Origin of the sequence: Streptomyces sp. NPDC017991, from assembly GCF_044328075.1 — a bacterium.
GTDB lineage: Bacteria > Actinomycetota > Actinomycetes > Streptomycetales > Streptomycetaceae > Streptomyces.
The window spans coordinates 283,816-307,698 of the sequence record NZ_JBIRGP010000012.1 but is presented as its reverse complement, the minus strand read 5'-3'; the positions used below and the strand labels follow the sequence as shown (position 1 = coordinate 307,698).

Here is a 23,883-nt window from a genome sequence, read left to right as displayed (position 1 = left end):
GACTTTCCTGTCGCCGTGCGGTCCTCGCGTCGTGGCCGGTACGAACGGTCATGTGCAGGTGTCGCACCACATCCTGGAGTGCCGGTCGGAGTACGGGATCGTCGCGCCCGAGTAGATCGGGAAGAAGCAGACGAAGTTATAGACGATCAGTAGCACCACGGCCCCCGCCCGCCAGTCGCGGCGCCAGGAGCGGGCCCAGCCGGCCCATCGCCCCGGCGAGCCGGTGGAGCGCCACCGCTCCGCCCGGGCGCCGGACTCCGTCTTCACGGTCTCTGTCTGCGCGTCGGCGTCGGAGCAGGCTGCGACGCCCGGCTCCGACACGGTGTCCCTGGTCACCCGATCATCGTAGGGAACGGAATCACACGCAACGCGGCGGCTAGGCCGCCGGGTTGGACACCTCCGTGACCTTCCAGCGCTGGTTGGTGCCGGAGTTGGGTGTCCACAGCGTCACGGCCGCGCCCTCGTTCGTCGCTTGGCCGCCGACTTCGAGGAGTCGTCCGGTCGCCGCGTTGACCAGGGTCCAGGTGCCGTCGCCGGTCGACGACATGATCCACTGGGTGGCCCTGTCGCGCGGGCCGGTGTCGGCCTCAAGGACCGGGGCGCCGTCACGGACGGCCAGCCGCCTGCCCTCCACGGGGTTGCTGAACACGTACCGCTGCCGGTTGCCGGTGTCGCCGGAGACCTGTCGCAGCTTCCACTGCTGTCCCGCGGCGTCGGCGGTCGCGCTTCTGATGACGAGGCCCGTGCCGTTGTCGGCGACGGTGAGGGCCTTCCCGCTCTGCACGCCGGTCAGCTCGTAGGAGTGGCCCTCGCGCAGCTCGGCGGCGTCCTTCGCGACGCCCGAGACGCCCCTGACCAGGAAGGAGGTCACGGACTGGGCGGGCACGGCGAAGGTGGCTCTGCGGTCACTGACCTTGACGGCCCGGTGACGCTCCAGCTTGCCGTCGGCACTGGTCACCACGGGGGTGACGGTGGCGTTGCGGCCGACCTTGCCGAACTTCGACAGGTCGACGGTGACCGCGCGGGACTCGGTGGTGCTGTTGACGTGGACGACCGTCGCTCCGTCGCCCTTCTTGGAGACGGCCGCCGCGCTGGACGTGTCGTCCGTCTTGATCAGCCGGTCACCGGGCTTGATGTAGTGCGTGAAGTTGCGGGCCGTGTCGAACTTCGTGTTCGTGTAAATCGGGCACGACTTGAGGGTGTCCTTCGAGGTGCAGTTGAACGAGAGCTGGATGCTGCCCCAGTTGCCGCCCTTGGCGGACTCACCGCCCGGCTTCATGTTGTCGTAGTCCTCGACGGGCTGCCAGAACACCCAGGCCTTGGGCTCCAGTTCACGCAGGTCGTCGACGATGCGCTGGGCGAGGCCGAGTCCCGGCCGCATGTCCGTGAAGCTCTGCCCGTCGCCCCAGTCGCCCTCGACCTCGCTCTGCCACAGCGGCTTGTCGGCCGCCTTGGCCAGGTCCCGTACGGTGGTGCGCTGGCCGGTGCCGTAGGTGTGGACGTTCAACTGGCCGACCAGGTCCCGCACTTCCTGCGGGTAGGTGTTCCAGTTCTGCGCGAAGATGGACGGGTTGGTCTCGTCCATCGCGGAGATGTCCGCCTTGGCCTTCGCCTTCTTCAGCGCCGGGGCCAGGGCGGCGATCACCTTCTGCTGGAGCTCGGGGCCGATGTGCGCCCCTTCCTGCCGGCCCCCGACGGGCTCGCCGTCGGCGCCCAGACGGGTGCTCCAGTAGTTCGTGTTGGGTTCGTTGAAGGGGTCGATCGTGTCGACCTTGATGCCCTCGGCCTTCTCCAGGCGCTTGGTCGCGCCCGCCAGATAGGCGGCGAAGTCGTCCACGGACTCCGTCTTGAGCTGGTCCTCGGTGGCGTTGAAGCCGCCCGACACATAGCCGCTCTTCGTCATGAACCACGGCGGGGAGTTGCTGAAGGTCTCCCAGTGGTCGATGTCGTCCTTGATCCGGTCGACCCACCAGCGCTGGGTGGCGTCGGCGTCCTTGTTCCAGTCGGCCGGATCGTCGGCGCTCCACCAGTCGGTGTCCTCGCGGGTGGTGCCGGCCGGCGCCTGCCACCAGCCCTCCACCGCACCACCGGGCCGCAGATAGTCCTTGACGTCCGGGGCGTTGCCACCGCCGATGTTGTACCGGGCGATGTTCAGCGCCAGCCCGTCGTCCCCGAAGAGGAGCTTCGCGAGCCTCTCGCGTATCTCCTTCGGATAGCCGCCGGTCACGTTGGCGAACCAGACCAGGCTGGTGCCCCACCCCTCGAACTTCTGCTGTTCGTACGAGGGGTCGGGCCGGACGGTGACCGACGGGGTGTCCGCCGCCGGGGCCTGCGCGGTGGACGGGGGCGCCAGGGTCAGGGCGGCCCCTGTGGCCAGTGCGGTGAGTCCGGCGGCTCCGAGGAGACGTCTGCTGCGGGTACGGCGTGCCATCGTGTGCTCCCAACTGAGGTGTGGTCGCTGCGCGGTGGAGTGCGGAGGTGCGGGGAGTGCGGGGGCGTTTGCGGTCAGGCGGTGGGCTGGTGCAGTACGGCGACGCCCCGGGGACCGAGGACGAGACCGCCCTCGGAGTCGGTGCCGGTGCCGGCTTCTGTGCCGCCGACGAGGACCTCTCCGGCGAGACCGGTAAGGGCCACGTCCTCGTCGGTCCGGTTGACGAGGAACAGGAAGCGGCCGTCGGGTCCGCGGCGCACGGTCTGCTCGACCGATCCCCGTGCCGCGGCGGGCAGTTCGCTCTCGACGCCCGCCGGGCCGAGCAGCGCGGGCAGCAGCCCGGCGAGCCCCTCGGCACCGAGCCGGGTGGAGACGTACGCGGCCGAGCCCTGGCCCACCGCGCGGCGGGTGACCGCGGGCCGCCCGGCGTACGCGCCGCTGCGGTAGTGGGCCAGCACGTCCACCGCGGGGTCGGTGACGTCGATCCGGTCGGTCCACAGGGTGCCCGTGGCGCCGCCGTCCAGCTCGACGGAGTCACCGTCGAGCAGCGGCCCGAACTCCTCGACGCGGATACCGAGCAGGTCGCGCAGGGCGCCCGGATGACCGCCGAGCCAGATGTGGTCGTTCTCGTCGACCACGCCCGAGAAGTACGTGGTGACGAGGTGGCCGCCGGCCTCCGCGTACCGCGTGAGCTCCTTGGCGAGCGGCGCCGGGACCACGTGCAGTACCGGGGTGATCAGGACGTCGTACCGGTCGAGGTCGGTCGTGGTGGTCACGACGTCGGCGCGGATGCCGAGCGTGTGCAGCGCCGCGTACCAGTCCAGGGCCTCCTGGCGGTAGTCGAGGAGGGCGGAGGGGTGCGAGTCCTGCTCGCTGGCCCACCACGACTCCCAGTCGTAGACGATGCCCACGCGGGCCGGTTCGCGCTCGGAGCCCGCGACCGGTGCCAGCGCCTTGAGGGTCCGCCCCAGCTCGACGACCGCGCGGAAGACCTCGCTGTCGGCACCGGCGTGCGGCACCATCGCGGAGTGGTACTTCTCGGCGCCCGCGGCCGACTGGCGCCACTGGAAGAAGCACACGGCGTCGGCGCCGTGCGCGACATGCAGCAGCGAGTCGCGGGCCAGGTCACCCGGCCGCTTGGCCACGTTGACGGGCTGCCAGTTGACCGCGCTGGTGGAGTGCTCCATCAGGAACCAGGGCTGCCCGCCCGCTATCCCGCTGGTGAGGTTGGCGGAGAAGGACAGCTCGTCGCGGTCCTGCGGGCCGGGGTGGACGTAGTGGTCGTTGGAGACGAAGTCGATCTCGCCCGCCCAGTCGGGGTAGTTCATGCCCTTGGTGCCGCCCATCACCATGAAGTTGGTGGTGACCGGCACGTCCGGCGTGATCTCCCGCAGCACGTCCCGCTCCGCGACCAGGTACTCCTTCAGCGCGTCGGAGGAGAAGCGCTTGAAGTCCAGCTGCTGTGTGGGATTGGGGTGGGACCCGGCCAGCCGGGGCGGCAGGATCTGGCCCCAGTCGCTGTAGCGCTGCGACCAGAAGGCCGTTCCCCAGGCGTGGTTGAGGGCGTCGAGGGTGGTGTAGCGGGCGCGCAGCCAGTTCCGGAAGGCGTGGGCCGCGTCGTCCGAGTAGTCGTAGATGTTGTGGCAGCCCAGCTCGTTGGAGACGTGCCAGGCCACCAGCGCCGGGTGGTTCGCGTACCGCTCGGCCATCTTCCGTACCAGGCGCAGCGCGTGGTCGCGGAAGACGGGCGAGGTGGGCCGCCAGTGCTGGCGCGCCCCCGGCCACACCGTCTCACCGGAGGCGGTCACCGGCAGGATCTCCGGGTGTGCCGTGGTGAGCCAGGGCGGCGGGGACGCGGTGGCGGTGGCCAGGTCGACGCCGACGCCGTTCGCGTGCAGCAGGTCCATGACCTCGTCGAGCCACTCGAAGTCCCACTGGTCCCGGTCCGGCTGGAGGCGGGCCCAGGAGAAGATCCCCACGGAGACCAGGTTGACGCCGGCCTCACGCATCAGCCGGACGTCCTCCTCCCACACCTCGCGAGGCCACTGCTCGGGGTTGTAGTCGGCGCCGTACGCGAGTCGCGGGGTGCGGTCACCGTCCGGCCCGTCCAGCTGGGACAGGAGGGTGGAGATCATCGTGGTCCTTCCGGGGTTTCACTGGGTCCTGCCGTCGCGTCCCCGGCGGGCGGGGAGGCGACGACAGGACCTGGGGGAGGCGTCGGGGCTGGGCTCGTCTACTCGACGGTGAAGCCCTGCTCCTCGCCGTACTTGACGGAGGCGTCCTGCCAGGACTTCAGGCCGTCGGTGAGCTTGGTGCTGCCGACGTAGGCCTTGCCGACGGTGTCGTTGAAGATCGAGTTGGCGTATTGCTGGAAGGGCAGGTACGACCAGTCGTCGGCGACGTTGGCGGCGGAGTCCGCGAAGATCTTGTTGGCCTTCTGGCCGCCGAAGTACTCGAACTCGGTGTTGAGGAACGAGTCCGCCTGGAGGTCCGCGTTGGTCGCCGGGAAGGCGCCCTCCTTGACACGGCTCTGCACACCGGCGCCGGAGTTGGCGTACTCGACGAAGGCGTAGGCGAGTTCCTTGTTCTTGCCGAGCGCGGGCAGGGTCAGCGAGCTGCCGCCGTTCTCCGCGCTCGCCTTGTCGCCCTTGGTCCAGGCCGGCATGGGGGCCGCGCGCCAGTCACCGGCGGCGTTCGGGACGCCGGTGACGAAGTTGGCGGGCATCCAGGCGCCGCTGGGGAGGGTGGCGAGGGTGCCGTCGCCCAGGCCCTTGTACCAGTCGTCGGTCCAGCCGTTGATCGGCGCGACGAGCTTCTCGTCGATCAGCTTCTGCCAGACGTCGGTGTACTTCTTGGCGCCCGCGTCGGAGAAGTCGACCTTCACGTTGGTGCCGTCGACCTTGTAGGGGCGCGAACCGGCCTGCCACAGCAGACTGGTGGTGAGACCCGCGTCGCCGGCGTCGTTGGCGATGTAGACCTTCGGGTCGGCCTTGTGCAGCTTGCGGGCCGCGTCGAGGTACTCGTCCCAGGTGGTCGGCACCGCGATCTTGAACTTGTCGAAGATCTTCTTGTTGTAGTACAGCGCCATGGGGCCCGAGTCCATCGGCAGGCCGTAGACCTTGTCACTGCCCTGGGTCACGGCGTTCCACGGGCCGGCGGTGTACTTGGACTTCAGCTTGTCGGCGCCGTAGGGAGCCAGGTCGCTGAGACCCTTGGTGAGGGCGTACTGCCCCAGCGCGAAGTACTCGACCTGCGCGACGTCGGGGACGCCCTTCTCGGCCGAGATGGCGTTCGACAGCGCGGTGTAGTGCTTGTCGCCCGACCGCTCGGCGACGAGGTTGATCTTGACCTTGGGGTACTTCTTCTGGAAGTCGGCGGCGACCGTCTTCAGCGTGGGCTCCCAGGCCCAGACCGTGACCGAGCCGCCCTTCTTGAGGGCCGCCTGGACGTCACCGGCGGAGACCGGCTTCGAGCCGGAGCTGTCGTCGTCGGAGCCACCGCAGGCGGTCGCGCCCAGGGTGAGGACGGAGAGGACGGCGAGGCCGCGCATCAGGCGGCTGGTCGTTCTGCGCATGGAGGTGCTTCCACTTCTTCGTGGGCGGGACGGGGTGAGGGTGGAGGAGGTGGGACCGAGGGGGGCCTGTGGGCGGGTCATTCCTTGACGCTTCCGGCGGCGAGGCCGGACTGCCAGTACTTCTGCAGCAGCAGGAACGCGGCGATCAGCGGCACGATGGTGAGCAGCGAACCGGTGATCACCAGGTTGAAGATCACGTCGCCGCCGATCGTCTGGGCCTGGTTGTTCCAGGCGTCCAGACCCAGGGTCAGCGGGTACCAGTCCGGGTCCTTCAGCATGATCAGCGGCAGGAAGTAGTTGTTCCAGGTCGCGACCGTGGTGAAGAGCAGGACGGTCACGATGCCGGGAGCGAGCAGCGGCAGGGCGACCGTGAAGAAGGTGCGCGCCTCGCCCGCCCCGTCGATCCGCGCCGCCTCCAGCAGTTCGACGGGGATCGCCTCGGTGGCGAAGACCCACATCAGATACAGACCGAAGGGCGAGACCAGCGAGGGGATGATGACCGCCCACGGGGTGTCGGTCAGTCCCATCTTGCTGAACATCAGGAAGGTCGGCACCGCGAGCGCGGTGCCCGGCACGGCGACGGCCCCGATGACCACGGCGAACACACCGCGCTTGCCGGGGAAGTCGAACTTGGCCAGCGCGTACCCGCCCAGGATCGCCAGGAAGGTGGCACCGCCGGCCCCGAGCCCGACGTACAGCAGCGTGTTCAGCAGCCAGCGGACGAAGATGCCGTCGTGGTACGTGAACGTGTCACGGATGTTGTCCCATAGGGCGAAGTCGTCGGCGAACCACAGTCCGGACGAGTCGGCGAGCCCCTCCTGGGTCTTGGTCGCGCTGATGACCAGCCAGATCAGCGGCACCACGGTGTAGACCAGGATCAGGCCGGTGAGCACGGTCAGCAGGACGCTGCGCTTCGGTCGCTTCGCGGAGTGCTCAGGGCGCTTGCGCAGCCGGGGCACGCCCTTGGTCGTACCGGTGGCCGGAACGGACGCGGACGGGGAGGCGGAGGTGGCCGAACCGCTGGTGCTGCTCGTGCCGCTCATGCTGCTCATTGCTGGTCACGCTCCCTTGCGCATGCCGCGAAGCTGCACGACATAGGCGATGACCATGGTGATCAGCCCCATGATGATGGCGACCGCCGCGGAGTAGTTGTGCTGCTGGCCGTTGAAGGACAGCGAGTACGTGTAGAAGTTCGGGGTGAAGTCGGTCGTGATGGCGTTGCGGGCCAGCGGTCGCAGGATGCTCGGCTCGTTGAAGAGCTGGAAGCTGCCGATGATCGAGAAGATCGTCGCGATGACGAGGGCACCGCGGATCGCGGGGAGCTTGATGGCGGTGATGACCCGGAACTGTCCGGCCCCGTCGATCTCCGCGGCCTCGTAGAGCGAGTTCGGGATGACCTTCAGCGCGGAGTAGAAGATCAGCATGTTGTAGCCGATGAACTCCCAGGTCACGATGTTGCCGATGGAGGCCAGCACCAGGTCGCTGGAGAGCGGGTCGGGCAGCGTGACACCGAACGCGCTGTTGATGTCACCCACCAGCCCGTACTTGGTGCCGTACATGAAGCCCCACATCAGGGTGGCGACCACGGCGGGCACGGCGTACGGCAGGAAGATCGTGATGCGGAAGAAGTCCGTGCCGTAGAGACGGCCGCTGTCCAGTGCGAGGGCGATCAGCAGGCCGATGAAGAGCATGATCGGCACCTGGACGGCGAGGAAGAGCGAGACCCGGCCGAGCGAGTCCCAGAACCGTTCGTCCTGCAGCGCCTGCTGGTAGTTGTCGAAGCCGACGAACTGGGTGCCGCCGATCAACTGGTCCCGGAACAGGCTCAGATAGATCGAGTACGCGATCGGGGCCAGGAAGACGAGGGCGAACACGGCCACGAAGGGGCCGATGAAACCCCACCCCGTCCAGGAGCGGCGGTCACCCTGCGCCGGAGGCCGTGACCTGCGCGGCTTGGCGGCCGCCGGCGGTTGTAGCGTCGTCATGTCGTTCCTCGCTCGTCCCTCTCGCGAAAACCCGGCGTCCTGCGCCGATGATGTTTGCGTAAACACGAAGACCCTCGAAGGCCCGTGGCCTGTTATGTTTACGTAAACATCTGATGGCGGCATGTCTACACTGCCCCGTTGACGGTGGTCAAGGGTCATTTGAGGAAACTACGGTTCGGAACGACGAGGGGGACGGGTGGACACAGCGGACAGCGCCTCGGCGAGCAGACCGCAGGCCGCGGCGCGCACCAGGAAACGGGCTTCCCGCCGGGCACCGAGCGCCTCCATGGCGGACGTGGCCAGGCTGGCGGGCGTCTCCTCGCAGACCGTCTCGCGGGTCTCCAACGGTTACGCGGGTGTGAACGAGGAGACACGCCAACAGGTGCTGGAGGCCATGCGCGAGCTGGGCTACCGGCCCAACAGCGCCGCCCGCGCGCTCAAGCGTGGCGAGTTCCGCACCATAGGCGTGATCACCTTCGGTCTGTCGACCACCGGCAACGTCCGCACCCTGGAGGCGATCGCGACCTCCGCCGCGCACGAGGGCTACGCCGTGACGCTGCTGCCCGTCGCCGTGCCCACCCAGGACGAGGTGCGCGGCGCGTTCTCCCGGCTGGGGGAGCTGGCCGTGGACGCCGTCATCGTCATCCTGGAGGTGCACCTGCTCGACGCGGTGACCCTCTCCCTGCCGCCCCACATCAAGGTCGTGGTGGCGGACTCGGACGCCGGCGACCGGTACACCGTCGTCGACACCGACCAGGCGGGCGGCAGCCGTGACGCCGTGCGGTATCTGCTCGGCCTCGGCCACGAGACGGTCTGGCACCTGGCGGGCCCCGAGGAGTCCTTCGCGGCCCAGCGCCGGGCCGACGCCTGGCGCGCCGAGCTCACCGGGGCGGGCCGTGCCACGCCCCCGCTGGTACGCGGCGACTGGTCGGCCGAGTCCGGCTACCGGGCGGGCCTCGAACTGGCCGAACAGCCGGACTGCACCGCCGTGTTCGCCGCCAACGACCAGATGGCGCTGGGCCTGTTGCGGGCGCTGCACGAACGGGGCCGGTACGTGCCCGACGACGTCAGTGTCATCGGCTTCGACGACATCCCCGAGGCGGGCTCCTTCCTGCCGCCCCTGACCACCGTCCACCAGGACTTCGCCGAGGTGGGGCGGCGCTGTGTCGAGGGTGTGCTGCGGCAGATGGGCCAGGACGCCCCGGAGCACGGCACGACGCTGGTCCCGACGCGGCTCGTGGTGCGGGACAGCGCGGCGGCGCCGCGGTCGCGGTAGGCCACGCCGGGTGGCTGGGTGCCGGTGGCCGATGGCCGGCGCTCGGTGCGGGTCCCGGCCGGTGCACGGCGGGGACCCGCACCTCACACGCGGCGGGCCGCCGCGAGACCTCTACCGCTTCGCGTCGAGGAACCTCTTCGCCTCGTCCGGAGGTCCGCCGTCGAGCTGCAGGATGTAGAGGTTGAGCCTGTCCGGACGGTCCGAACCGGGAGGTGTGTCCTTCACGGCGACGGCCGTGCCCGCGTCCAGCTCCTCGATCCGGTACGTCGCGTACGTCTCCGTACCGGCCGTGTCCGATGACGGGTCCTCGCCCGTGTCGTCGCACAGGGTCCGCCGGCTGCTGCCCAACTCGTCGCCCACGGTGAAGTCCGCGTACTTCACCCGCGTGTACAGCTCGCCGCGGAACTGGACCGCGAACGCGCAGGCCGCCGCACCGCCGCCGTCCTCACCGGAGGAAGCCGCGGTACACGCCACCGCGAGGAAGAGGGACGACGCGGCGAGCATGCGGGGGATCGCCCGTCGGGCGCCGCGACGGACGTGATCTCTTCCGGCACGTTCAGTCGCTGAGGTTGCGGGACGGATGCTGTCACCTCGTTCGAGTGTTCGGTAAGCGATTCCTGGCATTGTCACGTGGATTCTCCTGCCCCGGACACGGCTCGGCGGCGAGCGTCGGCCGGAAGTACCGATCATGCGGACGCGCCGGAGTTGAATCCGGACGCGTCGGCGGACGTACTGACGGATGTACTGAGAGGAGAGATTCTTTGATGACACAACCGGCAACCGCAGAAGGACTGTTGGCGTGGGTGCCCGGCCACGGGCTGATCGCGGGTCTCGCGGCCGACACACAACTGCTGGTCGCGGACTCCTGGCTGCTCAGGGACGGGCAGGTGCGCGGCTTCGACCGGCACCGGGAGCGGTTCCTGCGGGCCTGCGGCGACTGCGGAGGGCCATCTCTCCCACAACTCACCGAGTTCTGGCAGAACATGACGGCAGCGCTGCCCCGCACGGGATCCTGGTTCCCGCGCGTCGAGCTGGTGGCCGGCTCCCTCCAGCTGAGACTGCTCCTGAGGCACGCCCCTCCTCTCGCCCCGGACGTTCGGGTGTGGGCGGCGGGTCAGCCCGATCCACGCACCGTGCCCCGCCGCAAGGGACCTGACCTGGACGTCCTGGCGCGGGTCCGGCAGCGGGCGTCCGGACAGGGCGCGCAGGAGGCGGTGCTGATCGCCCCGTCCGGCCTGGTGCTTGAGGCGGCCACCTCCAGCGTCCTGTGGTGGGAGGACGAGGTCCTGTGCCTGCCCCCGCCGCGGCTGCCGATCCTGGCCGGCGTCACCACGGGCCTCGTCCAGGAGCACGCCCTGCGCAGCGGGGTCCGGTTGGGGCACCGCGAACGAACCCTGGACCAGTTGGCCGGCCGTGAGGTGTGGCTGGTGAACGCCCTGCACGGAATTCGTCCGGTGGTCGGCTGGGAGGGACGGCCCATGGACGCGGGTCCGGCTCCACGCGCGAAGGAATGGCAGGAGTGGCTGGACGGCCGTATGGAACCTCTGCCGGCGGACTGACCGGAGAACCTGTCGGAAGGAGACGCGCGCCGGACCGATCGAGCTCGGCCCGGCGCGCAAAGCCATACGCGGATTCGCGAATCCTTCGAGGCCTGGCCGCACACCGGTGGCGCGAAGGCGGGCGCACAGGGCATGCGAGGCAAACAGGGCGCTCAGGGTGCGATGCCCACACCGTCGATCCGGCTCCAGGCCCTCTCCTGGGCGGACGTCATGGCCGGCCAGCGCAGCCCGCCCGGGCGGGCATCGACCTTCGACGCGTACGAGCCGGGCCGGAAGCCCGGGTCGTAGAAGCAGCCGGTGCCGTGGTCGGCGTCGAAGGCGGGGCAGGACGCCGCGACCGACTTCGGCGTCGGCTTCCTGCCGGTGCGCACCCAGGAGTCCAGCGCGGCGATCGAGTTGGCGTACTCGGAGTCGCTCAGCCCGCTGTGCTCGCTCTCCCGGGAGAAGGTCTGCACGAGGTACCGCTCCCGCCCCGCGCCCCGGAGGCTGTCCCGGTACGCCGACTCGTGCTCGACGAACGCCGTCGGATCGTCGATCGCGTGGAGCGTGAGCACCGGAATGTCGACCTTGCCCGTCAGATCACTGTCGTACGAGAGGTCGCGCACGGCGGTGGGGTCGGCGGAGAAACGCTCGACACCCGCGTTGAGCGCCTTGTCGTCATGGGATCCGGAGTAGCGCACGCCCTGGTTGCTGAACGGATTGCGACCGCCGAGGCGGTTGTGCACGATGTCCCGGAAGGTGAACGTCGCGAAGCGCAGATGCGACTCCAGGGTGCGCTCGGGAACTCCCGTGACGCCGAGGATGTCGTCCAGGTTGCGCTGCTGCGCAGCGGTCCGGTCCTGCGGCGCGGACCCGACGCCGGTGCACTCCTGCAGACGGGCGCCGAGCCCGGCGGACGTCATGGTCGAGCCCTCCCGCAGCCCCTCCCACAGCGGGTACCGGGCCTCGGTGGGACGAGGATGGTTCTGGCAGTAGTACTGGTAGACCACGCGCAGGTCCACGCGGTAGTCGTAGCCGCGCGACCCGCCGCCGAGGACACCGTTGGTGAGCAGGGCCCCGTCGTAGGGACCGTGCTTCCCCGCGCCGTACGTCTCCACGACCTTCGCGGCGACATCGCCGCCCCAGGACTGCCCGTGCACATACGTCCGCTTCGGCTTGCCGAACTCCTCGACGAACAGCCGGCGCACCTTCTCCGTGTCGGCGGCGGCCATCCGGGTTCCGTACCCGCCACGACGGTACGACGAGCCGGCCCACGCGTAGCCCTCGTCCACCATCACCGACCAGCGTTCCAGGTCACCCGTGCTGCGCTCGGGGTCGGACTCCATGCCGAGGTCGGGGCCGCCGTGCGCGTGCACGACGAGGGACCTGTTCCAGTTCTTCGGGACGGCGATCGCGTAGTAGGCGCCGTCGGCGTCCCGGCCGGTGTAGCAGGTGGCCTTTCCCGCGAGGTTCGCCGGGCACTCCACGGCCGCCGGTGCGTCCGTGGCCGTGGCCGTGGCCGTGGCCGTGGTCGTGGCCGCGGTCGCGGAGGCCGGCCCGGAGAGTGTGCCGAGGAGGATTCCCGCGATGCCGGCGGCCACCGCCGCCCGGCGGCGCCGGAGGAAACCGGACCCGCCCTGGATCCCCGGCGTACTCGGCCTCGTCCTGTCCATGGCGTGCTCTCCCTCTCCTCGTCGGCGCACCGTTGCGCGGCGGGGCCGATGCTAAGGAGAGGCGCGGCGAAAACCCATGGCTTGATCATTACGTTCATTGAGTTCGTGATCGGACCGTGCACGACCGGAACCCCGGCCCGGCGCGGTGGCCGTGAGATCCTGCTCCCGCGCCAGGAGCTCTGGGACTCGGGGGGATCATCCGTGCTCCACATACATTTCTCCACAGCGGATCTGAGCCGGATCCGCGTCGCCCAGGAGCCGGATCCGGCCTGGGAGATCCTGCTGAGCCTCCACGCCCTGGGGGGCCCGGCCGATCACGTGGTCTTCGGCCCGTGGAGGTCCGAGACGCTGACGGGCCTCGACCCCTCGACGCGCATGCTGCTCGCGCTCGCGCCACCCCGCGGGTATTCGCCCGACTTCCTCACCCCCGTCGGTGCCCCCGACGTGCGCTCCGCCGTCGACGCCGTGCTCAGCACCGGCCGCAGGCAACTGCGTGCCGACCTCGCGCAGCTCGCCGTCCGGCGCCGGATGCCCTCCTGGACACGGCTGATGGCGGAGGGCGACGCCGAGACGATGGGCCGGCTCGGCAGCGCCCTGAAGCGCTACCACGACCGCGTGCTCGCCCGCCGTTGGGACCGCATCCGCGCGGTGACCGAGGCCGAACGGACCCTGCGCGCCGGCGACTTCCTGGACGGCGGAGTCGAGGGACTGCTCGGCGGCCTCGGCCCGTCGGCCCGCTGGGAGCCCCCTGTGCTGACGGTGGACTACCCCCTCGACCAGCAGCTCCGTCTCCGGGGGAGGGGGCTGCGGCTGATTCCCTCGTACTTCTGCTGGCGAAGGCCCATCACCCTGCTCGACGAGGAGCTGACACCGGTCCTCGTCTATCCGGCCAACCGCGGCCTGCACCTGCTCACAGGACCCGGACGACCGGGCCGGTCGGCGCTCGCCCGGCTGCTGGGACCGACCCGGGCGTCCGTGCTGGAGGAGATCGCCCTGTCCGGCAGAACGACAGCGGCGGACATCGCGCGGCGGCTCGGCATGTCGCCTGCGTCGGCGAGCGACCACATCGCCGTCCTGCGGAGCACCGGTCTGATCGCCACGCACCGGGGCGCCGACACCGCACGGCACACCCTGACTCCGCTGGGCCTGGCACTGATCGAGGGACACCTGCCGATCGACAGCCTGCCGCACGGGACAGCTCCGCCCGGCCCGGAGCACTGACGTACTCCACCGCCGACGAGCGTTGCCCTCATGGAGGGTGCCGGTGCCCCGGGCCCCCCGTCCGTTCGGACCGGTCCCGACGGGAGATCGGTGAGACGGCTCACCGCCCGCGGGTTCGCCGGTTCCCGTCGTCCGCGATCGCCTCGATCACCTCGGTCAGAGCCGTGAGGCTGTGCCCGCTCACGAACGCGTCGCAGTGCGGGAGGGCTGCGGCCATCCCGCCGGTGCGCGGGGCGTAACCGGCCGCCGCCCTGCGCGGGTTGACCCAGACGATCCGATGGGCGAGCCGCGCGAGGCGGGACATCTCGCGCCCGACCGCACCGGGATCCTCGCCCTCCCACCCGTCGGAGAAGACCACCACCACCGCTCCACGCGCCATGCCCCGGCGGCCGTAGCGGTTGTTGAACTCCGCCAGCGCGTGGCCGATCCGGGTGCCGCCCGACCAGTCGGAGGCCGCGCCGCCCACGCGGTGCAGCGCCGCGTCCACGCCGGACGGCCCGGTGTGCCGCAGCACGGGAGTGAGCCGGGTGAGCCGGGTCGCGAAGACGAACGCCTCCGCCGCGCCCCCGGCCGCGGCGCGCGGAAAGAGCCGCAAGTAGGCACGTGTGTACGGTTCCATCGAGCGGGAGACGTCGCACAGCAGCACCAGCCGTCGCCGCCGGAGCCGGTCGCGGCTGCGTGCCAGTGACAGCACCTCGCCACCCGTGCGCTGTCCGGCGCGCAGGGTACGGCGCAGGTCGACGCGGTGCCCCCGCCCGCCGGTCTCCTGGCGCCGACCGCGGCGCAGCGGTGTCCGCAGCGCCAACAGCGCGATCAGCCGGTCGACTTCGGCCAGTTCACCGGCGTCGAGAGCGGCGAAGTCCTTGTGCCCGAGCACCTCGGCCGCACTGCCCACGGAGGGCAGCGCCTCGGTCCGCCCGTCCCGCCCCTGTTCTCGTGCGCGGTCGCGGTCCGACACCGCGCCGGGGGCGCCGCCCGGCAGCGGCGCGGTGGTGACGACGTCCGGACCGGCCCGGGGCGGCACCGAGGCCCGCCCGGCCACGGAATCAGGCTCGGCGCCCACCCCCGGCACGGCCCGTCCGCGGTCGTGGCGCACGGAGACCGACACGGAACGCGGCAGGCCTCCGAAGACCGTCTCGAAGACCCGGTCGAACGCACCGATCTGCTCGCGCCCCGTCACGAAGGCCAGCCGTGCCGCCCAGTACAGCGCCGCACGGTCCACCGGCGGCAGCAGACGCAGCGCCTCCAGGAACCGCACCGACCGCTCCGGCGTCACCGCCACCCCGGCGCGCCGCAGTTCCGCGCCCAGCCGGACGCCGAACTCGGCCCGGTCGAACAGGGGAACCCGCACCGCGGTCACGGCTGCCGGCCCGCGACCAGCCAGTCCAGACCGCGGTCGCGCACCGACTCCTGGTCCTCCCGGTACTTGAGCAGCGAGCCGAGGGTGCGTCCGGCGATCCCCGCGTCCAGGACGTCCACACCGAGCAGCTTCAGCGCGGAGATCCAGTCGATGGTCTCGGCGATGCCCGGCGCCTTCTGCAGCTCCAGCGCCCGCAGCCGTCGTACGGCCGCCGCCACCGCGACCGCCAGCTCGCGCGACGTTCCGGGCACCCGGCGGCGCACGATCTCGATGAGCCGCTCGGTCTCCGGATAGTCGATCCAGTGGTAAAGGCACCGGCGTTTGAGCGCGTCGTGGAGGTCACGCGTGCGGTTGGAGGTGAGCAGCACGACCGGCGGCACCTTGGCCCGTACGGTGCCCAGCTCCGGAATGGTGACGGCGGCCTCGGCCAGCACCTCAAGGAGGAACGCCTCGAAGTCGTCGTCGGCGCGGTCGATCTCGTCGATGAGCAGGACGGCAGGCGCCGGACCGGGATGGCTGAGCGCGGCGAGCACGGGCCGCCGCAACAGGTACGCCTCGCTGAACAGGTCGTCCTCGCCGATCTGTTCGTGCCGCGCCTCGGCGAGCCGGATACCGAGCAGCTGGCGGGGATGGTTCCACTCGTACAGCGCCTCGGCGACGTCCAGCCCGTCGTAGCACTGCAGCCGGATCAGCGGGCTGCCCAGGACGGCGGCCACCGACTTGGCCGCCTCGGTCTTGCCGACGCCCGCCTCGCCCTCAAGCAGCAACGGCTGGGGCAGGCGCAGCGCCAGGAAGAGGGCGGTGACCAGGCCGTCGTCGGCGAGATAGCCCAGTGCGTCCAGCGCGGCGCGCAGACTCCCGACGCCCGGGAGGCAGCGCTCGACGTACTCGCTCACGAAGCCCCGGCCTCCGTCTCCGCCCGCACCCGCGCGTAACGGACGGGATCCTTCTCGTACGCCTCGCGGCAGGAGGGGCAGCAGAACCACTGCCTGCCCGCGCCGCCCGCGTCCGAGTACGGGGTGGTGGCCGGCGAGTCGGCGACCTCCATCCCGCAGACCGGGTCGATGGCCGCCACCGCCACCGGGGCGATCACTTGGGCCCCTTCCGCCTTTTCCGTCTCGACCGCCTCGGTCACCGGCGAGCGCACCGACCGGACCACCTCCGCCAGGATCGACAGCGCGATCTCGCCCGGAGTACGGGCTCCGATCCACAGGCCCGCCGGAGTGCGGACGCGGGCCCGCTGCTCCTCGTCCAGCTCGTGGGCGAGCCCGGCGAGCACCGCGGCCCCGCGCCGGGGACTGGCGACCAGACCCACGTACGGAACCCCGGCCCGTACCGCCGACAGCAGGGCCTGTTCCTCGTCGCGGCCGTGGGAGGCGATCACCACGGCCCGGGTCCCGGCCAGCGCCTCGGCACCCGGGGTGTCGAGCATGTCGGCGCCGGACACCGGCGTGATCCCGTAACCGAGCGCCGGTCCGAAGCCGAGCAGGGCCCGCGCGACGGGGGACTCGCCGAACACCAGCACGCGGGGCGCGGGCCGCAGCGGTTCGAGGAAGATCTCCAGTTCACCGCCGGACAGGCACGGGTTGCGGACACTGACCGCGCCCTCCTCGACGACCGGTTCCCCGGTCCCGTCGGCCGGTTCCTCCGGTGAGATGCGCAGCAGCAGGGACTCACCGTCACGCAGGGTCCGCAGGGCTTGGACCCGTACCGTGGCCTCCGCGCAGACGCCACCGACGAAACCCTCGATCCTGCCGTCGGCGAGGACCAGCGCGGTGTCGCCGGGGCGCGCGCTCGCCGGGCGCCGGGCGCGTACGACGGTGGCCTTCACGAACGGCACCCGCCGGCCCGTCAGTTCGGCCATGCGTGCTTCGAGCGGCCCGGCCCGCGGCGGTACGACGGGTACGAGGGGACTCATTGCGGGGCCTCCACCTCGCCGCCCTGCAGCGCCTGCCACACCCGGCTCGGGGTCAGCGGCATGTCGGCATGGCGTACACCGATGGCGTCGAGGACCGCGTTGACGACGGCCGGCGGGGAACCGACGGTCGCGGACTCGCCGATGCCCTTCGCCCCGAACGGATGGTGCGGTGACGGCGTGACGGTGTGGTCCAGCTCCCAGGCGGGCACCTCCAGCGCGGTCGGCAGCAGATAGTCCATGAAGGACCCGGAGAGACAGTTGCCGTCCTCGTCGAAGCCGATGATCTCCATCAGGGCCATCCCGACGCCGTCGGCGAGACCGCCGTGCACCTGCCCCTCGATGATCATCGGATTGATACGGGTCCCGCAGTCGTCCACCGCCACGAACCGCCGCACCTTCACCGAACCCGTGCCGGGATCGACGTCGACCACGCAGACGTACGCGCCGAACGGGTACGTCATGTTGGGCGGGTTGTAGACGGTCGTCGCCTCCAGATGGCCCTCCACGCCCTCCGGCAGCTCCAGCGAGCCGTGGGCGGCCAGCGCGATCTCCTGGATCGTCCTCGTCATCGCGGGATCGCCCTTGACCGACCAACGGCCCTTCGTCCAGGCGAGATCGTCCGGCGCGACCTCCAGCATCGCGCCCGCGATGATCCGCGCCTTGTCCCGCACCTTGCGTGCCACCACGGCCGCCGCGGCCCCCGACACCGGCGTGGAGCGGCTGCCGTACGTACCGAGCCCGAACGGAGTCTGGTCGGTGTCGCCGTGCACGACGTCGATGTCCTCGGGCGGGATGCCCAGCTCCTCCGCGACGATCTGCGCGAACGTCGTCTCGTGCCCCTGCCCCTGCGTCTGCACGCTCAGCCGGACGACCGCCTTGCCGGTCGGATGGACGCGCAGCTCACAGCCGTCCGCCATACCGAGGCCCAGGATGTCCATGTGCTTGCGGGGCCCGGCACCGACCGTCTCGGTGAAGAACGAGAGCCCGATGCCCATGAGTTCGCCCCGGGCGCGCTTCTCGCTCTGCTCCTTGCGCAGCTCCTCGTACCCCGCGAGATCCATGGCCTTGCGCAGACAGGTGGGGTAGTCGCCGGAGTCGTACGTCCAGCCGGTCTTGTTCTCGTACGGGAACTGCTCCGGCCGCAGCAGGTTGCGCATCCTCAACTCGGCCGGATCCGCGCCCAGTTCGTCGGCCAGACAGTCCACCAGGCGCTCGATGAGATAGACCGCCTCGGTGACCCGGAAGGAGCAGGCGTACGCGACACCGCCGGGCGCCTTGTTGGTGTAGACGCCCGTGACCTGGCAGTGCGCGGCCTCGATGTCGTACGAGCCGGTGAAGATGTGGAAGAAGCCGGCCGGGTACTTGGTGGGCTGCGCGGTGGAGTTGAAGGCGCCGTGGTCGGCGAGGACCTTGACCCGGACGCCCAGGATGTTCCCCTCCCGCGTCGCCGCGATCTCGCCGGCCATGTGGTAGTCGCGGGCGAAGGACGTGCTCATCAGGTTCTCGGAACGGTCCTCCATCCACTTCACGGGCCGCCCGGTGACGATCGATCCGACGATCGCGCAGACGTACCCGGGATAGATGCCGACCTTGTTGCCGAATCCGCCGCCGATGTCGGGGGCCACCACCCGGATCTTGTGCTCGGGGATGCCGGCCACCATCGCGTAGAGCGTGCGGTGGGCGTGCGGGGCCTGGGTGGTGGAGTAGAGGGTGAGCTTGCCGTCGACCGGATCCATCGAGGCGACCGCCCCGCAGGTCTCCAGCGGCGCGGGGTGGACCCGCGGATAGAGCATGGTCTGCCGCACGACGACGTCGGCCCGCGCGAACACCTCCTCGGTGGCCGCGCTGTCACCCGCCTCCCAGTCGAAGACGTGGTTGTCCGTGCGGCCCTCCAGGTCGTCCCGGATGACGGGAGCCTCGGCGGCGAGGGCGTGCCGGGCGTTGACGACCGGGTCCAGCGGCTCGTACTCGACGTCGATCAGCTCGATCGCGTCGCGCGCCGCGTAGTGGTCCTCGGCGACCACGAACGCGACCTCCTGGCCCTGGAAGCGGACCTTGTCGGTGGCGAGCACGGCCTGTGTGTCCATCGACAGGGTCGGCATCCAGGCGAGCCCCAGACCGGCCAGGGTCTCGCCGGTGATCACCGCTTTGACCTTGGGGTGCGCCTCGGCGGCGGACGTGTCCACGGAGAGGATGCGGGCGTGCGCGTACGGGCTGCGCAGGACCGCGCCGTGCAGCATGCCGGGCAGCTTGATGTCGTCGACATAGCGGCCCTTGCCGCGTACGAAGCGGGGGTCCTCCTTGCGCTTCATCCGGCCGAAGCCGATGGGCCGTTCGGGCTGCTGCTCCCGGGGTGCCACCGGGGGTTCGTCGACGGCGGTCATGGCCGGCTCCCCGTGGCCGTTGCTGTGGCCGTTCCCGTTCCCGTTGCCGTTGTCGAGGCCGTGGCTTCCGGGGCGGCGGCAGCGGCCTGCTCCCTGGCCGCCCACTGGATGGACCTGACGATGTTCAGATAGCCGGTGCACCGGCACAGCTGGCCGGAGATGGCCTCACGGATCTCCTGGTCGGACGGGTCCGGATTGCGGTCGAGGAGCGCCCGGCCGGTCAGCATCATGCCCGGGGTGCAGAACCCGCACTGCAGGCCGTGCTGTTCGATGAACCCCTGCTGCACGGGGTCGAGCCGCTCGCCGTCCGCCAGGTCCTCGACCGTACGGATCTCATGACCGGCCGCCATCACCGCGAGGACCGTGCAGCTCTTCACGGGCTCGCCGTCCATCAGCACCACACAGGTGCCGCAGTTGCTGGTGTCGCACCCCCAGTGCGTGCCCGTCAGCTCCAGGTCGTCGCGGAGGAAGCGCACGAGCAGATGACGGGGTTCGACCTCCCGGGTCCGGTCCTCGCCGTTGACGTCGACGGTGATCCGCATATGCCTCACGCCTCCCCTGTGGTGCCCTGGGCGGTCCGTGCCCTTGCGACGGACCGCCGCAGGGCCCGCCTGGTGAGTTCGCCGGCCAGATGGCGCTTGTACTCGGCGCTGCCCCGGCCGTCGGTGACCGGCGAACAGTTCGCGGAGGCCAGCCGGCCCGCCTCCTCGTACAGCGCCTCGGACGGCTCGCCGCCGTTCAGCAGCTCCTGGACCGCGTCGAGGTTCAGCGCGCCCGCGCCCACCGCCGCCAGACCCACGCCCGAGTCGGCGATCCGCCCCTCGCGCAGGGTCAGGGCGACCCCGGCGGCGGCGACGGCCCAGTCGCCGGACTTGCGCTCGACCTTCTCGTACGCGCTGCCCGCCCCCGGCAGGACCGGGATACGCACCTGGACCAGCATCTCGCCGACGCCGACCGCGGTCTCGTACGGGCCCTGGTGGAAATCGGCCATGGGCACGATCCGCTCACCGCCCTCCCCGCGGATCACGACACGCGCGTGCAGCGCCCCGCACACCGCGGACAGGTCCTCCGACGGGTCCGCCTGGCACAGGGAGCCGCCGATGGTGCCCCGGTTGCGGACCGGCGGGTCGGCGATCACCTTCTCCGCGTCGTGGACGATGGGGAAGCACCGGCCGACCAGCGGCGACTCCAGGAGGGTGCGGTGCCGGGTCAGCGCGCCGATGCGCAGCTCGGTCCCGACCTGCTCGATGTGGTCGAGTTCGTGCAGGTCGTTGATGTCGACGAGCAGTTCGGGTCCGGCGAGGCGCAGCTTCATCATGGGCAGCAGGCTGTGTCCGCCGGCCACGACCCTGGCCTCCTCGCCGTAGCGCCGCAGCAGGTCCAGCGCCTCGGCCACGCTCGTCGCACGCCGGTAGTCGAACGAAGCGGGTACCTGCACGGCACGTTCCCTCCCCTTGAGGACCTGGCCGGTGTCCGGCATTCCGGTGTCCGGCGGTCCGGGGGTCCCGGGGGTCCGGGGGAACAATCGCGCGGACGTACGGGCCGGTCAACGGCGACTCAAGCGAATGCTTAAGTCGGCCGGTAACGGAACGGGTCCTACCGGCCGGACAGCCGTTGTAATGGCGGACATGACGCTGACTCAGCTGCGCGCATTCGTCACCGTGGCCCGCCTGGGTTCCGTGAAGGGTGCCGCTCAGTCGCTCGGAGTGACCGAGGCAGCCGTCTCCGGAGCGGTCGCCGCGCTCCGCCGCGAACTGGGCGACGTGCTCTTCATCCGGGCCGCGGGCGGGATCAGCCTGACCCCGGGCGGCAGCAGACTGGCCGCGGGGGCCGCCGAGATCGTCGGTCTCGCCGAGGAGACCCGGCACCGGGTCCGGCAGGCGAGTTCCGGCACCACCCATCTGCGCGTGGCGTCCACCGAGGCCGGTGTGGAACAGGTGCTCCCCGCACTGCTGACGTCCTTCGGGCGCAGGCAGCCCGACCTGGACGTGGAGACCCTCGCCGTACCGGTGGCGAGCTTCGGCGACCTGCTGCGCGACCGCCGTGCCGATGTCACGATCGGTCCGGCCCCGCGCCCGGCACCGGCCGTCGAATCCGTACCGTTCCTGCGCTTCCAGCTGGCCGTCGTCGCCGCACCGGACCACCCGCTGAGACACCGGCAACGGCTGGGTCCCGCCCAACTGGCCCACGAATTGTGGCTGCTGGGCCCGGCCGGGCTCGACCCGGGCACCCTGTCCGGGGCCTTCCTCGCCCACATCGGCGTCGAGGCCACCGGCGCCAAGGCCTTCCCCAGCGTCACCGCCTCGCTCAACGCGGTGGCCGCCGGGGCCGGGCTGTCCGTGGCCTTCCTGCACGTCGTACGCGACGACCTGCGGCGCGGGTCACTGATCCGGCTCGATGTCGCTGGCGCCCGGCTGGGCGGCATGCTGTACGCGAGCGCGCTCACCGGTGAACGCCGCTCGACGACGGCCGCCGCGCTGTGCCGCTTCGTGACGACACCCGCCGCGACGCAGGCGGTGCTGACGCGGTCCAACGGGGTTCCCATGAACGAGTTCCGTCCGCCGGTCCACGTCACGATCTGGAGCTGACGTCCGACCACGTCTGCCCGCGGGGCCGCCGGGCGCCGGGCGACTTAAGCAAAGGCTGAAGAGCACGTTGACGCTCCGGCGGGCCGCGCCCATCGTGTGTCCGTCATGGACTTCACCAACGAGTTCCGAGTCAACCTGCCGCCCGACGAGGCCTGGGCCCTGCTGACCGACGTGGAGCGGATCGCTCCCTGCATGCCGGGTGCCCAGCTCACCGGCGTGGACGGCGATGCCTACAACGGCGTCGTGAAGGTCAAGGTCGGACCCATGACCGTCCAGTACAAGGGGGTCGTCTCCTTCGAGGAGAAGGACGAGGCGGGGCGTACGGCGCTGCTGCGCGCGCGGGGCCGTGACACCCGGGGGCAGGGCAACGCCGACGCCCGCGTCACCGCCCGCCTCGTCCCGGACGGCTCCGGAACGCGGGTCACGGTGGACACCCGGCTCACCATCACGGGCCGGGTCGCGCAGTTCGGCAAAGGGATGATCGAGGAGATCAGCGGGCGGCTGCTGGCCCAGTTCGTCGCCAACCTGGAGGGGCAGCTCGCGGCGGAGAAGCGCGGGGGACCGGCCGTGGCCGAAACCGGCGAATCCCTGCCGCAGGCACCGGTGCCTGCACCGGTGCCTGCGCCGACGCCTGCGCCGACGCCTGCGCCGACGCCTGCGGCCGGCTCAGAGTCCGGGCCGGGCCCCGGCCCGGAGGCCGTGGCGCCGGCCGCTGCCGCGCCGGAGACCACCGCAGCGGACGGTTCGACGACCGGAGCCGCGCAGAAGGCCCCTCCGGTGAGCCCGGCAGCTCCCGCCACCCCCGTGTCGAACGGGGCCCGCCCCGCGTCCACGCCGCCCGCCCCGGCGGCGGTACAGCCTCTGGACCTGATGAGCGTGGCCCGCGGCGCCGTCCTGAAGCGCGCCCTCCCGGCAGCGCTGCTGCTGGCCGCGATCGCCATCGCCCTGACCGTCTGGCTCACACGGTAGAACCGGGTCCCCGCGGCCGGGTTCACCCGGGGCTGCCGGGGTGTCCCGTCGGTGTCTCGCGAAGGCGCGCGGCGGGGCGCGTGGCGCCGGGCGTGGCGCGGGACGCGGCAGCGGCGTACGGCCGGCGGGGGAGGCCGCACGTCGGCGCGGCCTGCCGACGGGGTCGCGAGCGAGCTCGCGGACCCCGCGGATTTCGCACTCACGCCCGCGTATCGACAGGATGGGGGCATGAACGACATCCGTACCCCCCGCCTGCTGCTGCGCCGCTGGCAGGACGACGACCTCGTGCCCCTGTCCGAGATCCACGCCGACCCCACGGTGATGCAGTGGATCGGCGACGGCCGGCCGCGGTCCCTGGAGGAGACCGCGGAGGACATCGAGGCGTGGGAGGAGGAGTGGGACGACGAGGGTTTCGGGGTCTTCGCCGTCGAACTCCTCGGCTCGGGAGAGCTCGCCGGAGCCGTCGGCCTGTACGTCGCCGACTCCCCGCCCGAGATCGCGGACCGCATCGCCATCACCTGGCGGCTCGGGCGGGTCTACTGGGGTCAGGGGTACGCGTCGGAGGCCGCCCACGCCGCTCTTGAGTTCGCCCTCCAGGAGCGGGGCATCGACCAGGTCGTCGCCGCGCCCCGGCCGGGCGACAGCGCCTCCGCGAACGTACTGGAGAAGCTCGGTATGAAGATGGAGGGTGCCGTGCAGGACCCGGTGCACGGACACGACCTCCGGCTGTACACGATCGACCTGACGGAGTACGAGGGCTGACCGGCGTGACGCGCGCACGGCCGCCGGCGGACGCGCCGGCGGCCGTGCGCACAATTGGCTGGAGTTCGCCCTGGCTCGTCACGGTCGGACTACGTACGATGCGATCGCTCCCGGCCTTCACAGCCCCTTCATCGAGCCTTCACAGGGTTGGGTCGGGGCGTGCGTCCGAGTGAAGGACATGTAGTTGATTGATTGACATGTCCA

Annotated in this window: 20 protein-coding genes; 6 read left to right on the top strand and 14 right to left on the bottom strand. The window is 71.1% G+C overall.

Annotated elements, in window-relative coordinates:
• Positions 1-48: 48 nt before the first annotated feature.
• The 6 genes from ACH4DZ_RS32065 to ACH4DZ_RS32040 all read right to left on the bottom strand — a co-directional run bounded on the left by ACH4DZ_RS32065 (position 49) and on the right by ACH4DZ_RS32040 (position 7,990).
• Positions 49-336: a hypothetical protein gene (locus tag ACH4DZ_RS32065; RefSeq protein WP_398291041.1), complete on the bottom strand. Its 288-nt coding sequence runs from the start codon at positions 334-336 to the stop codon at positions 49-51.
• A gap of 40 nt (positions 337-376) precedes the next feature.
• Positions 377-2,431, bottom strand: coding sequence for a glycoside hydrolase (locus ACH4DZ_RS32060; RefSeq protein ID WP_398291039.1), 2,055 nt, complete (start codon positions 2,429-2,431; stop codon positions 377-379).
• A 74-nt stretch (positions 2,432-2,505) separates the two neighbouring features.
• Positions 2,506-4,566 (bottom strand): beta-galactosidase, encoded by a 2,061-nt coding sequence (locus tag ACH4DZ_RS32055; RefSeq protein WP_398291037.1) that lies wholly within the window; start codon positions 4,564-4,566, stop codon positions 2,506-2,508.
• 98 nt (positions 4,567-4,664) lie between these two features.
• The gene (locus ACH4DZ_RS32050; RefSeq protein ID WP_398291035.1) at positions 4,665-6,005 is read right to left on the bottom strand and encodes an ABC transporter substrate-binding protein; all 1,341 of its coding nucleotides are present in this window, start codon (positions 6,003-6,005) and stop codon (positions 4,665-4,667) included.
• A gap of 77 nt (positions 6,006-6,082) precedes the next feature.
• Positions 6,083-7,057 carry a carbohydrate ABC transporter permease gene (locus tag ACH4DZ_RS32045; RefSeq protein ID WP_398291033.1) on the bottom strand — a complete coding sequence of 325 codons (975 nt, stop codon included), beginning with the start codon at positions 7,055-7,057 and terminating at the stop codon, positions 6,083-6,085.
• Between the two features lie 6 nt (positions 7,058-7,063).
• The gene (locus ACH4DZ_RS32040; RefSeq protein ID WP_398291031.1) at positions 7,064-7,990 is read right to left on the bottom strand and encodes a carbohydrate ABC transporter permease; all 927 of its coding nucleotides are present in this window, start codon (positions 7,988-7,990) and stop codon (positions 7,064-7,066) included.
• Positions 7,991-8,186: 196 nt separating this feature from the next.
• Between ACH4DZ_RS32040 and ACH4DZ_RS32035 the strand changes: the two genes are divergently transcribed.
• Positions 8,187-9,266, top strand: coding sequence for a LacI family DNA-binding transcriptional regulator (locus ACH4DZ_RS32035; RefSeq protein WP_398291029.1), 1,080 nt, complete (start codon positions 8,187-8,189; stop codon positions 9,264-9,266).
• A 111-nt stretch (positions 9,267-9,377) separates the two neighbouring features.
• Here ACH4DZ_RS32035 and ACH4DZ_RS32030 read toward each other — a convergent pair whose 3' ends face one another.
• The gene (locus ACH4DZ_RS32030; RefSeq protein WP_398291027.1) at positions 9,378-9,770 is read right to left on the bottom strand and encodes a DUF6281 family protein; all 393 of its coding nucleotides are present in this window, start codon (positions 9,768-9,770) and stop codon (positions 9,378-9,380) included.
• A 260-nt stretch (positions 9,771-10,030) separates the two neighbouring features.
• Here ACH4DZ_RS32030 and ACH4DZ_RS32025 point away from each other — a divergent pair, with 260 nt between their 5' ends.
• Positions 10,031-10,825, top strand: a complete 795-nt coding sequence (locus ACH4DZ_RS32025) for an aminotransferase class IV (protein ID WP_398291025.1) — start codon at positions 10,031-10,033, stop codon at positions 10,823-10,825.
• Positions 10,826-10,977: 152 nt separating this feature from the next.
• Here ACH4DZ_RS32025 and ACH4DZ_RS32020 read toward each other — a convergent pair whose 3' ends face one another.
• The gene (locus ACH4DZ_RS32020) at positions 10,978-12,477 is read right to left on the bottom strand and encodes a hypothetical protein (protein ID WP_398291023.1); all 1,500 of its coding nucleotides are present in this window, start codon (positions 12,475-12,477) and stop codon (positions 10,978-10,980) included.
• A gap of 201 nt (positions 12,478-12,678) precedes the next feature.
• On the opposite strand from ACH4DZ_RS32020, the gene ACH4DZ_RS32015 reads away from it, so the two are divergent.
• Positions 12,679-13,698: a winged helix-turn-helix domain-containing protein gene (locus tag ACH4DZ_RS32015; protein WP_398291021.1), complete on the top strand. Its 1,020-nt coding sequence runs from the start codon at positions 12,679-12,681 to the stop codon at positions 13,696-13,698.
• Between the two features lie 100 nt (positions 13,699-13,798).
• Here the strand turns inward: ACH4DZ_RS32015 and ACH4DZ_RS32010 are convergent, their stop codons facing one another.
• From ACH4DZ_RS32010 to ACH4DZ_RS31985, 6 genes are read right to left on the bottom strand one after another with little or no spacing between them, the layout of a single operon-like run.
• The gene (locus ACH4DZ_RS32010; RefSeq protein ID WP_398291019.1) at positions 13,799-15,049 is read right to left on the bottom strand and encodes a VWA domain-containing protein; all 1,251 of its coding nucleotides are present in this window, start codon (positions 15,047-15,049) and stop codon (positions 13,799-13,801) included.
• A 5-nt stretch (positions 15,050-15,054) separates the two neighbouring features.
• Positions 15,055-15,954, bottom strand: coding sequence for an AAA family ATPase (locus ACH4DZ_RS32005; protein WP_398291017.1), 900 nt, complete (start codon positions 15,952-15,954; stop codon positions 15,055-15,057).
• Positions 15,951-16,976 (bottom strand): XdhC family protein, encoded by a 1,026-nt coding sequence (locus ACH4DZ_RS32000; RefSeq protein ID WP_398291015.1) that lies wholly within the window; start codon positions 16,974-16,976, stop codon positions 15,951-15,953. The genes ACH4DZ_RS32005 and ACH4DZ_RS32000 overlap by 4 nt, the downstream gene beginning before the upstream one ends.
• Positions 16,973-19,360, bottom strand: coding sequence for an aerobic carbon-monoxide dehydrogenase large subunit (locus ACH4DZ_RS31995; RefSeq protein ID WP_398291013.1), 2,388 nt, complete (start codon positions 19,358-19,360; stop codon positions 16,973-16,975). Before ACH4DZ_RS31995 ends, ACH4DZ_RS32000 begins: the two co-directional genes overlap by 4 nt.
• The gene (locus ACH4DZ_RS31990) at positions 19,357-19,902 is read right to left on the bottom strand and encodes a (2Fe-2S)-binding protein (protein WP_398291011.1); all 546 of its coding nucleotides are present in this window, start codon (positions 19,900-19,902) and stop codon (positions 19,357-19,359) included. The genes ACH4DZ_RS31995 and ACH4DZ_RS31990 overlap by 4 nt, the downstream gene beginning before the upstream one ends.
• A 5-nt stretch (positions 19,903-19,907) precedes the next feature.
• The gene (locus ACH4DZ_RS31985; protein WP_398291009.1) at positions 19,908-20,798 is read right to left on the bottom strand and encodes an FAD binding domain-containing protein; all 891 of its coding nucleotides are present in this window, start codon (positions 20,796-20,798) and stop codon (positions 19,908-19,910) included.
• Between the two features lie 190 nt (positions 20,799-20,988).
• Here ACH4DZ_RS31985 and ACH4DZ_RS31980 point away from each other — a divergent pair, with 190 nt between their 5' ends.
• From ACH4DZ_RS31980 to ACH4DZ_RS31970, 3 genes are all read left to right on the top strand, one after another.
• Complete coding sequence (locus ACH4DZ_RS31980; RefSeq protein ID WP_398291007.1) at positions 20,989-21,948, top strand: LysR family transcriptional regulator; 960 nt, start codon at positions 20,989-20,991, stop codon at positions 21,946-21,948.
• A 105-nt stretch (positions 21,949-22,053) separates the two neighbouring features.
• A complete protein-coding gene (locus ACH4DZ_RS31975) occupies positions 22,054-22,917 on the top strand; it encodes an SRPBCC family protein (protein ID WP_398291005.1) in 864 nt (287 codons plus the stop codon).
• A 228-nt stretch (positions 22,918-23,145) separates the two neighbouring features.
• Positions 23,146-23,679, top strand: a complete 534-nt coding sequence (locus ACH4DZ_RS31970; protein ID WP_398291003.1) for a GNAT family N-acetyltransferase — start codon at positions 23,146-23,148, stop codon at positions 23,677-23,679.
• The last annotated feature ends 204 nt before the right edge of the window (positions 23,680-23,883 follow it).